The 10,492-nt window shown below is 45.9% G+C and carries 10 protein-coding genes; 5 read left to right on the top strand and 5 right to left on the bottom strand.

Annotation, left to right across the window (positions count from 1 at the left end):
* The 5 genes from ACUVJL_RS33730 to ACUVJL_RS33750 all read left to right on the top strand — a co-directional run.
* On the top strand, positions 1-419 hold a 419-nt coding region (locus ACUVJL_RS33730), incomplete at its 5' end, for an adenylate/guanylate cyclase domain-containing protein (protein ID WP_445249816.1).
* A gap of 170 nt (positions 420-589) precedes the next feature.
* Positions 590-907 (top strand): hypothetical protein, encoded by a 318-nt coding sequence (locus tag ACUVJL_RS33735; RefSeq protein ID WP_445249817.1) that lies wholly within the window; start codon positions 590-592, stop codon positions 905-907.
* Positions 904-1,047 carry a hypothetical protein gene (locus tag ACUVJL_RS33740; RefSeq protein WP_445249818.1) on the top strand — a complete coding sequence of 48 codons (144 nt, stop codon included), beginning with the start codon at positions 904-906 and terminating at the stop codon, positions 1,045-1,047. The genes ACUVJL_RS33735 and ACUVJL_RS33740 overlap by 4 nt, the downstream gene beginning before the upstream one ends.
* Positions 1,048-1,057: 10 nt before the next feature.
* A complete protein-coding gene (locus ACUVJL_RS33745) occupies positions 1,058-1,228 on the top strand; it encodes a hypothetical protein (RefSeq protein WP_445249819.1) in 171 nt (56 codons plus the stop codon).
* Positions 1,229-1,235: 7 nt separating this feature from the next.
* Positions 1,236-2,456 carry an NAD(P)/FAD-dependent oxidoreductase gene (locus tag ACUVJL_RS33750; RefSeq protein ID WP_445249820.1) on the top strand — a complete coding sequence of 407 codons (1,221 nt, stop codon included), beginning with the start codon at positions 1,236-1,238 and terminating at the stop codon, positions 2,454-2,456.
* 326 nt (positions 2,457-2,782) lie between these two features.
* On the opposite strand, the gene ACUVJL_RS33755 is transcribed toward ACUVJL_RS33750, so the two are convergent.
* The 5 genes from ACUVJL_RS33755 to ACUVJL_RS33775 form a co-directional block, all read right to left on the bottom strand.
* Complete coding sequence (locus tag ACUVJL_RS33755) at positions 2,783-5,206, bottom strand: sulfotransferase (RefSeq protein ID WP_445249821.1); 2,424 nt, start codon at positions 5,204-5,206, stop codon at positions 2,783-2,785.
* A 135-nt stretch (positions 5,207-5,341) separates the two neighbouring features.
* Positions 5,342-7,414 (bottom strand): Wzt carbohydrate-binding domain-containing protein, encoded by a 2,073-nt coding sequence (locus ACUVJL_RS33760; RefSeq protein ID WP_445249822.1) that lies wholly within the window; start codon positions 7,412-7,414, stop codon positions 5,342-5,344.
* The gene (locus tag ACUVJL_RS33765) at positions 7,415-8,206 is read right to left on the bottom strand and encodes an ABC transporter permease (protein WP_445249823.1); all 792 of its coding nucleotides are present in this window, start codon (positions 8,204-8,206) and stop codon (positions 7,415-7,417) included.
* Positions 8,203-9,453: a glycosyltransferase gene (locus tag ACUVJL_RS33770; RefSeq protein WP_445249824.1), complete on the bottom strand. Its 1,251-nt coding sequence runs from the start codon at positions 9,451-9,453 to the stop codon at positions 8,203-8,205. The genes ACUVJL_RS33765 and ACUVJL_RS33770 overlap by 4 nt, the downstream gene beginning before the upstream one ends.
* A 258-nt stretch (positions 9,454-9,711) precedes the next feature.
* Positions 9,712-10,492, bottom strand: a 781-nt coding sequence (locus ACUVJL_RS33775) for a glycosyltransferase family 2 protein (RefSeq protein ID WP_445249825.1), incomplete at its 5' end; no start/stop codon positions are given.

Below are 10,492 nucleotides of genomic sequence, written 5' to 3' on the forward strand. Positions count from 1 at the left end.
ATACAGGAAATTTGAGGCTAGGAACAGTAGGCGGTAACTTTCGCATCGATACCACCGTCATTGGCGATGCAGTTAATCTCGGTTCGCGCCTCCAACAGTTAACAAAAGTCTACCAAGTTCCGTTTCTGATTTCCCACACCACCTTAGCTGCGCTCGAAGAACCGATGAAGTATGCCCTGCGCCTCGTCGCTCAGGTGCAAGTTCGAGGAAAATCTCAAAAAGTGGGGGTGTTTGAGGTATTTGAGGCCGATCCTCCAGCCCAAAAACAAGCTAAATTGGAAACGAAACCGATTTTTGAATTAGCTTTGATTCGCTACTATCAAGGCTCGATAGAGGATGCCAAATTCCTGTTCACTAGGTGTTTGGAAAGAAATCCCAGCGACTGTGTTGCCCAAAGCTATCTGAAACGGTGTGCTTAACCCAAACTTACTACCTGCGGGGAATATTTTATCGATCGAAATGATATTTTATTTGCCAAGATAGACCGTGAAAAATACCTCAAAGCTAAATTGCACGTCTTTCGGATAGGTCGAACCGGAGCTTGTGGTACAATACGATCGAGAAAAGCTACCATAAGCGAGAAAAAACAATGACTAACGTGAAACCAAATCGTACCGTGCGGCGGGGAAGATTGTTCCCCGAAATTCAGTGGTCAGAAGAAAAGAAAGCCCAGTGGCGAGCCGAAAGAGCGGCATTTCGCAAGCGTTGCAAAGTAATTTTTGATCGCCTTAAACCAGACTTAATTGACACTCACTACAACTGGTACATGGCGGTTGAACCTGATAGCGGGGAATATTTTATCGACAAGGATGATATGGCGGCTACCAAAATGTGCCGCCAGAAACACCCAAATGCTATCCCCTACCTTTTCCGCATCAACAATACAGGGGCGTGCGGCTCAATATGATTGAAGGAAGATTTGGTGATGAGGACGAGCTATTTTTTGAAGTTGAATTGATTGCTAATAACGGCTTAGAATTACCTGTTGATGCTCTGCTAGATACAGGTTTTTCGGGCTGGTTAGCAATGGACAGTCTAGCGATTTGAGATTTGAGATTTGAGATTTGAGATTGAAGAATTGAAGCAAGCGACTTCACGGATGAATCCGGGGGCTTGTACCCTGGTGGGTGCTGGAGTACCATCCGTTTTAATCGGCCGCCAGTGGCTGAAAAATCGGCGGTTAGTAGTTGATATGTCTGCGGGTATTTTGACATTGGAAGCAAGTTAAAAGCAAAATGAATTTAAAAAGTTGTGACATAGTAATAGTAGGAGCCGGCCCAGCAGGCGGTCACTGTGCGAGAATGCTAGCCAAATCCGGCCACAAAGTCTTGCTGGCAGAGCAAAACGATAATTTTAATAAAAATGACTTTTCCAGCGCCGCCACGCCTCTAGAAACCCTCTCTAAATTCGATTTACCAGAATCCGTTATCGGCAGTTTTTGGCACAAACTTACTATTGAAACTAGCAAAGTCAGTCAAAGTTGGGAGTCTCCCGAAAGCTTGGGAGTTGTTCTCAACTTTGCTAAATTTAGAGCATTTTTGGCCAGCGAAGCTGAGCGATTTGGCGGTGAAGTTTGGCTTGGTTGTCGCTACACCGGACATTCACAAGCCAAGGGCGAAACAACGGTAGAATTTAAACAGTTATCCGACGGTCAAATTATCAAAGTTAGCACGAAAGTATTGGTTGATGCTACTGGCTTTGCTAGGGCGATTATGTACGAAAAAGAGAAAGATAAGCCAGATTTTTTGTCGGGAACTGGAATCGAATATTTAATTGAAGTAGAGCCTGAAGTTTATAATAAATACAGCGGTGATTTAATCTTCTTTTTGGGCGATAAATGGATGCCGAAGGGTTATTCCTGGATATTCCCAATGGAACCAAACAGGCTGAAAGTTGGTGCGGGTCGCATTTTTTTAGATCCGAAAACGGTGAGGCATTTGTCACCGCTGAAAAAATATATTGATTTACTGATAGATGAATATCTGAAGTCTAAAAATTATAAAATTATTGACAAACACGGTTCGACGCTGAAGTACAGTCCTGGTTTGAAGGATATTTATTGCAAGGATAATATAATTGCGATCGGTGATACTGTCTCGACAGTAAATTTTTTGGGCGGCGAAGGGATTAGACACGGGATGGATGGTGCCCAAATAGCGGGGAAATATATTCAAAGCTATTTGGAGGGGAAAATATCAGATTTTCGGGATTATGAGACGGAAATGCACCGCAAGTTTGATAATAAATGGAATATTTCGGAAAGGTTGGCGGTGAGAAAATATATCGATGATGTTAATGATGAACTGACAGATAAAATGATTTCTTATTTAAAGTATATGAAAACTGAAGATGTTATGGATATTTTATTTTATTATAAGTTTGAGAAGATTTCCCGAGGGTTAGGGGGTTATTTGCAGCGGAAAATTAAGGGATGGATTAAGAAATTTCACTTGTAATATCAATTCCGGTTGCACCGGAATTATTGTTGACTGTTGACTATTGACTGTTAATATCATGTCAGATCAAATCCGTTGGGAGCGGAATTATTCATCTCTCTCTTCTCTTCCTCTGCGCCCTCTGCGGTTAAATCATTCCGAAACAACCGTAAACGATATCAGATCGATTAACCATAATATCCCGGTCGGGGCGGGTTTTTGAGATGGTCAATTATTGGCAGGTATTGTTGGTGAGGGGATCCCCTACAAAAATCGCGATCGCCCGACCGGACATGATATAACTCGGGGTCGAAAAACTGAATGATATTTGAGCGGGCTCACGCACCCTACAAACCTAATTGTAAGGTATTTTCTGCTGTAACTTGAAGGCGCGGCAGCGACAGTAAAGCATCGTCAAAGCTGCTAAAACTTGACCTATATGATACACCAAAAGTATACCCACTCGCTCCAATTAAATGCGCTACAATTGGATCGAAATCCCCGTAAGGATAGGCAAAACATTTAACAGATTTCTCTAATCCCCGTTCCAAGATAGCACGGGATTTCGCCGCCTCCCGCACAATTTCTGTCGGCGACAATGCAGTCAGAGGTTGATGAGTAGCAGACATAGAACCGAATTCAATCCCTGCATCCCGCAGTTGCAAAATTTCCGGCCATCCCATTAGCTGCACTTCTTCAAATTCGGCTTTTTCCCAACTATTTGTCTTTCCTATCAACTCCGCTACTAGAAAAACAGTTGCTGTAAAATCAAAGCGTTTTAGCAGAGGCCAAGCATATTGGAAAAAGTCGAGATAGCCGCCGTCAAAAGTCATCAATACAGCTTTACCGGGTAAAGGAGTTTTAGCCTGTTTCGCGCTTTGCCAATCTTCCCAACTCGCACTGTAATAACCATGCTGTTTGAGATTTTGTAAGTGCTGTTCAAAAACCTGCGGAGTAATTGCCTCTAAACCGTCAGGAGAAATGCGGCGGTAGGCGAGAATCGGCAGCCTTTCTGTAACGCTATGATTGTCAAAAACTTGAGGTTTCACGGAGTGAGAAACTTCTCTATACGGCGCTTTTGGCAAAATGATTTCCGGTGCGTAAAATACTTGCTTTGGAAACTCGTTTTCTCGGGGAATTTGGATTCTCGGTTCCCCCGCGATTGCCGCCGCTGACTCGATTTCCGGCAGCGCCGCCGCCGGGAGTGCGGCCCGGCGGCTGACACTGGTCCCAGCGGCACCCTCGCGCCTGCCGAACATCACGGCATTTTGGGGGTAAATGCCCCCAGCACCGGGTGCATTCAACGAGTCGTGCAAATCCGACCTTTGTTTAGCAGAAGAGGCTAAGCGCGATCGCAGCGACATCTTGCCTTTGAGGGGTTTTCCCAGCAAAGCTTCACGCACGGTGGCGACGCACAACTCAAAACCGCTATTTAGAGTAATTGTCGATCGCAATTTTTGAGCCGAAACAAAATTATTTTCCACCGCAACAGTGACAATACCGACAGCAACGCCGCCTACTTTCACCAGCACGTCAATTTCCGAAAGATCAACTTTTATATTAGCAAATTCCTCGCTAACTTCTAAGGCAATCAATTTGTTTTCGAGGGTAATTGTTGGGACTTTCTCTGCTATTTCTGGCTTGTAGAAATACTCCAAATGCCACTGGGGACGCCCCCATAATTCTTGTAAAAATAGCGTCCAGTCAGGTTTAGCTTGGAAGGATTCCAGCAAAGTTCCCCAGAATTTATTGCCTTTTCCCCAGCGATTGCGTTGAAAGAAGTGATCGATAATTTGCCAAGCAAACTGGGCTGCAACCGCATCCGCCAACACCGAAGCCGCAACCATGCCCTCGCAGACTGGCAATTCAATAATACCGAGTTCAATTCCTTCTAATTTGATGGTACAGCAGAGGATCTCGCATATTTGCCCCAGAGCGCAAATATCAGAAATTGGTTCGCTCACTTCCACCGCAACTTTCCAGGCAATTTCACCCTTTACTCGCTTAATCCTATCTAAAATATATCTGATTTCATTTGTCTTAAAAATTTTATGATATTTGTGAACGTTACTCGTTTTGATATCTCTCTCAATTCCTTTATGCCAAGGTAGGTTTAGACTGAGATTCGCGGCTTTTTCTTGATAATTAACGAGCATTTGGTCGTCATATTCAATGCCCATAAAATTACAAATTTCTCCTAATAATTTTGTTTTGTCGTCTAAAAGTTCCTCATATTTAACTAATATATGATTTGATTTATTAACATATTTGTGGCTAGTTAACATCGCCTGTTCCCAGCGCTCGATACAGTGGTTTAAATCCCAACCAGGGCCCCACAATTCGTTAAGACTACAAGTAGCTTCATACAGAGAAGCTATTGTATCCATACCGTTTCGCAAAATATGTATGAATTTTGCATCCGGCAAAAAGCGCTCTATGTCATCAATAAAATATATGTGCTCCGGCGTTTTTTCCAACCAAATGCTTTTATTTTGTTCCGCAGCCAAACCATCCAAAACTCCGACAAACCAACTAGCTTTAGTTTCGACTGTTTGACTGTCATCAAAATCTTTCAAAAGTTCAGGACGCTTAATCTCATCCTTAAAAAAAGCTTCCATCCTATTTGGCAACTTTCCGGCAAACTGATCGTACAGCAAATAGTGAAAAAACTTAGATTCAGGAAAAGAAATAACTTCGGGATGAGCGGCTAATAAACTTTGAAGAATTGTTGTGCCACTGCGAGGGGAGCCCACTAAAAATATCCGTTTCATTTTTATACTTTATAAAGTGTTTGTGAATGAGATTTTTTTTATGAACCGCAGAGAGCGCAGAGGGCACAGAGAAAGAGAAGAAGGAGGTAGAATTCCTGTGCCTCTGTGCCCTCTCTGCGGTTAAAAACTCTTTTCCTAACTCCAAGTAAAATCCTCTTTTAACAAATCAGAAAGTTCCTGATTGTAAGGTTTGAAATAATCTGTCAATTGTTGTTCGATTTCCGGCGGCATTTTGCTGTAATCCTCGATATTATTAATCTCATATTCTTTAATTGCACTGGCACTAATGTCTAAGAAATCTAACACTTCTGAAAATACTTTGCCGGGATTTGCTAGAAAATCTTCGCTCTTGAGAATCAACAACTGTTCCCGGGGAAAATAGTCGAGCCAATTTTTGATTTGTTCGACATAAATTCCTCGCGACAAATAGGAATAATGCTGGTGATTGAAACTGTAATAACCTTCATCGGCTTTGATTTTTTCAATTTCACCTTTTAGCCGATCGGGTTCTGAAGCGATCGCCTTTTCAAATTCCAGCTTTTCGCAGCCGATCGCCACTTCTAAATGATAGTGCATCCACGCTCGTTTTACCGGGTTTCGCAGCATTACAATCAGCTTAACATTGGGGCAATACTTGTAAACCCGCTCGGCTACCAACGGATGATAAATATAGTAAGGAGTCATCTCCCACAGCAACACCTTATCACCCGCCACACTGCGCGTCAACTGCTTGCTGTACCACTCTACACCACGCTCGAAATTTAATTCAAAAAAGTGAATTTCGCGGGGACCTTCTTTAATAATTTGCAAGTGATTTGCTAGATAGCCGGATAGAGGTTCCGTGCCGCACTTTTGAGCGCCAATAATTAAAAAGTCCGGTTTCTGCTTATTTTTCAACTGAGTCGAAATCTTGACGTAGCCGGGATTATTCTTATTCAAAGCGTGAGTTTGAGCGGCTGCTTCGGGTAAATCCGCAACCTGCATTTTGCCATCAAATTCCCAGCGGTACGGCGGACAAAGAATCGTTTTTTGGTTTACAGTCGATCGCACGTACAGCGGATAAACGTGCCAGTGATAATCGTAGGCGTAAGCCCAACTCTTCTCGTAAACCCCAGCATTCACGTAATACTGGCCGTTTCCTAAATCCAGCCTGTTTACGTGCAGGCGGATGGTGCCTTTACCTTCCGCCAGCGGTAGCAACCGACCCATTTGATTAGTATTAGTCTCAAAACAGCTTTGGCCGTCTTCCCGGCTGATTGTCACGCCAAAAATAGCAGCAGCAATCGGCTTCGGCACAGAATAATGAATTTCAATAGTAATACCATCACCAGTATTTATCTCTTCATCCGGCAACACTTTGACATCCGTAATTTCTACTTCCAAAGAACCGAAGCGATTTTCATTAACTCGCAGTTGCGAACCCGTACTTGTAACTTCAGGAGGACGCATGGGAGTGCGTTTTTCAGTTTCCGATCGCATTTCCGACAAATACTGACCTGCCACCACTTCCGGTTCCCCGTAAGCCACGATTTCACCGGATTTTAGCCACAAAGCCCGATCGCACATTTTCTGAATTTGCGCCGCGCTGTGAGAAATCAAAACAATCGCACATCCTTGAGCCTTAAACTCAGCGATTCTGTTCAAACATTTAGTTTGAAAAGCCACATCACCCACCGACAAATATTCATCAATTAACAGCACTTCCGGGTCAGTATGAACCGCCACAGAAAAAGCTAGCCGCATTTGCATCCCGGTACTGTAAGTGCGCATCGGGCTGTCAATAAACTCTTTCAACTCTGCAAATTCCACAATATCGTCAAATCGGCGCGCCGCTTCCCGGCGAGTCAAACCGGCCACCACCGCACCCACAAACACATTTTCTCGGCCAGTTAAATCCGAGTGAAAACCCGCACCCAAATCTAACAAACCGCCAATTCTGCCGTTAACTTTAACAGTTCCTTCCTCAGCCCTGCCGATACCACCGAGAAGTTGCAGCAGCGTCGATTTTCCCGCGCCATTCTTGCCGAGAATTCCCAGCATTTCCCCGGGAGAAACAGTGAAATTGATATCCCGCAGCGCCCAAAAACGCGCCTGCGGTTTCATCCGCCCCCAACCCGATAAAGCGGCCTCCATAATCGTATAAGGTCGATCGGCACTGTAGCGGTTGAAACGTTTCCCCAAACCCTTGACAACAATAGCCTGACGCATTTACAATTCCTCCACAAAAGTATTGCTTTGCCGTCTAAAAATTGCCAGTCCGATCGGCAAAATAACAGCCACAACCAAGCTCACAATTAACAGCGCCTGCCAATCCGGCTGCGTACCTTTGAGCAGTATGGCGCGGTAAGCTTCGATCAGTGGCACCATCGGATTTAACTGATATAAAGGCTGAAATTCTTTCGGGACGCTGTTGAGGTCGTAGAAAATCGGAGTTAGGTAAAACAGCATCTGCAAAAGGACGCCCAAAGTGTGCTGAGTATCGCGAAATGTGACATTCAAAGCGGCGAGGGGATAAGCCAAACCGACTGTCAAAACAAACTGAATAACCATCAGCAGCGGTAATACAAACAGCACTGCATTCGGCCGAACGCCATCCACTGCCAGAAAGATAATTAACACCGGCAAAGCTAACAGAAAGTGAATTAGCCCCGTCATCGTCGTGACTACCGGCAAAATTGCCGTGGGGAAATTCGGCTGTCTGATTAGCGCTTTATTGCTGGTAATTAATCCCGTTGCTTGAAATAATGCCGTTTGAGACCAAGTCCAGATTAACAAACCGCTGAAAGCAAAGGAAGAAAATTTCGGAATGTTAATCGGTATAACAGTGCGAAACACAAAGGAAAATACAGCTAACTGCAACAGCGGATTGATTAAAGTCCAAGCAATCCCTAAAGCCGATCGCTTGTAAAGTAATTTCATATCGCGATCGACCAACACCCGCAGCAAATCGAAGAAATGAGCGATTTTGCGCCTGTAAACCCGCGTTGGAAGACTTCTCACCGCACACCTCCGGCGACTTGCTGCGGTTCCGGCTGTGGCTGCTCGAACGGCTCAATCTCAGCTAACTGCTGCGCCTGCAACTGCGCTTTTCTGTAAGCAAAAGGACTGTCTAGAGCTCCCAGCAACTCGCTGACTACCAACTTGCGCGGCAGCCAACCCGGATCCCCCAAGCGGCGCACCAGCCACCAACCAAACCAATTAAACATGGCAAATTTCAAAATTTCTAGGCGCGGCACAGTGCGGTTGCGATCGCACGTCAGCAAATAAGCCCCAAAACCGCGCCCGTTATCCTCCAACTGCTTGCTCAAAGCCTTGTCGCTGCGCCGGTGCAAGTGCCACACAAAAGCGCTGGGCTCATAAAAAGTGGCGTATCCCTTCGCCAGAATCCGATGAAACATCTCAATATCTCCACCACCGCGAGTCGGAGTGCCCACATCGAGAGCAACGTCAAAATTACCAACTTCCGCGAAAACTTGCCGCCGGAAAGCCATATTCGCCCCCACGCCGTAGTCGCTCGCCCACAGCAACTGCTGCACAGAAAGCTCGCTACCGTTGATTTTGCGGCGATCGAGCTTTTGCAGCATTCCGCCATATATCAGTTCAAATTGCTGTTGCGCCAAGGTTTCCAGTTCGGCGGCCGCCACTAAACCGCTTACGGCCATAATTTCTGGATCCGCAAAAGCCGAAGCGATCGCCCGCAGCCAACCGCGATCGGGCCGCGCGTCGTCGTCAGTAAAAGCAATAATCTCGTGTCGCGCTTCAGCGATCCCGCGATTGCGCGCCCAGTCTAATCCTGGCCGTTCTTCTTTGACGTAGCGTACCGGCAATCGCGCAACTAATTCAGCGGTGCTGCTGTTTGTAGGAGCGTTGTCTATAACGATTATTTCGCGGTCGGGATAGTCGAGTGCGAGTAGAGCTTCCAGAGCGCCTTTGAGCAAATCTGTCCGATCGCGCGTGCAGATGACAACGCTAATTGACGGCAGGTGGCGATCCGCCACTGCTTCAGAAACAGCGCCGAACTGCTCTTCTAAAGTCGATCGCACCAACTTCTTGCCTAACTGATCCACAATTGTTTGTCGCACTCGAGCAGCGGAAATTGTTTGTTCCCAGGGATTGTTACTAACATAAGCCCAGCCCAGAGGCCGTCCCCGGTAGCGAACTAAAATGCGAACTCCTTCGTATTGTTCGAGTTGCCGAATCGGATTAATCTGTTCGGCAAACTCAATTTCCATCACTTTTATTGCCATAACTTGCTCCTGATTATTTTCCAGCGGGAACTAGATAAAAAAGTTTTGAGTTTTGACTTTTAAGTTGGGGGTTGCACTTTTCCAATTTCCCAACTTTTGAGGTTTGAGTTTTTGGTTGAAATTCCCCGACTTAAGTAGAGCGGCACGAAAAAACAATATCTTGTAGGGGCCCCTTTAGCTAATGATTACCAGCTCTAAGCGAGAAGATGGATGCACTCACCCGCCCGACCCATGTAATGTTTATTTGCACCTACCTACTTAGTCATTAATTGCTAACTCGTAACTTTCAACAGCCACTAAAGGCTTTTCCTTGATCTTTTCAGCAGTGCGGGGCATACCGTTAACGCCGATCGCCCGAGCCAGGGGTTCGGCCAACAAAAGCGCCAGAATCGAGCGCAAGTGAGCGCCCCGCAGCGGTTCCAGGCCCGCTTGCGGAAAAATGTGGCCGACTGTCAGTTGGCCGTAATACAGGTAAACCCCAGCCGGTCGTTCCGCGTCCAGCAGGCTTTCTGCAGCTTCCCAACCTTGCTGCAAATCGATGTTAATTTCATGTCCCCCCAAATCAGCACGGGCCGGGCCTCCTTGCATAAAACTAGAAATTGCCGATCGACTTTTGAGCTCATCAATCACACCCCGCAAATACCAATAACCGCGCAACTTTGCCCGCAACCACCGCCAAGTTCCCCGCATCCCGAAGCTTTCGAGCAAATCCAGAGATTTCCTCGCGGACACCGCCAGCCAATCCACAACCGCCGGCCAGAAAAAGGCCATCGCCACCAAAATCTTGTCTACCAAAAAATAAGGACTTTCGTAGTCTTTTATGTGCAGCATCGGTCTGAGTTCCGGGTGTCGGCGGCCGATCAAAACATCCGAGCGCCCTTCCTGACGACAGCGCCGGAAAGAGCGATCGAGATTGTTAGTTTCGTGTTCGTAATGATAGCCCACTGCATCATCCGCCAGAACCAAAGATACATCAGCTTTGAGCAAGCGCAGCCCAAACTCATAATCTTCCCCGCCGCAGTTGCCGAAAGCCGAATCA

Origin of the sequence: Microcoleus sp. OTE_8_concoct_300 (assembly GCF_031383065.1) — a bacterium.
Classification (GTDB): Bacteria; Cyanobacteriota; Cyanobacteriia; order Cyanobacteriales; family Microcoleaceae; genus Microcoleus.

Excerpts from the sequence above, each read along its gene's own strand:
- ACUVJL_RS33770 (WP_445249824.1), bottom strand. The coding sequence starts at position 9,453 with ATGGCAATAAAAGTGATGGAAATTGAGTTTGCCGAACAGATTAATCCG.
- ACUVJL_RS33735 (WP_445249817.1), top strand. The coding sequence starts at position 590 with ATGACTAACGTGAAACCAAATCGTACCGTGCGGCGGGGAAGATTGTTC.
- ACUVJL_RS33740 (WP_445249818.1), top strand. The coding sequence starts at position 904 with ATGATTGAAGGAAGATTTGGTGATGAGGACGAGCTATTTTTTGAAGTT.
- ACUVJL_RS33755 (WP_445249821.1), bottom strand. The coding sequence starts at position 5,206 with ATGAAACGGATATTTTTAGTGGGCTCCCCTCGCAGTGGCACAACAATT.
- ACUVJL_RS33760 (WP_445249822.1), bottom strand. The coding sequence starts at position 7,414 with ATGCGTCAGGCTATTGTTGTCAAGGGTTTGGGGAAACGTTTCAACCGC.
- ACUVJL_RS33750 (WP_445249820.1), top strand. The coding sequence starts at position 1,236 with ATGAATTTAAAAAGTTGTGACATAGTAATAGTAGGAGCCGGCCCAGCA.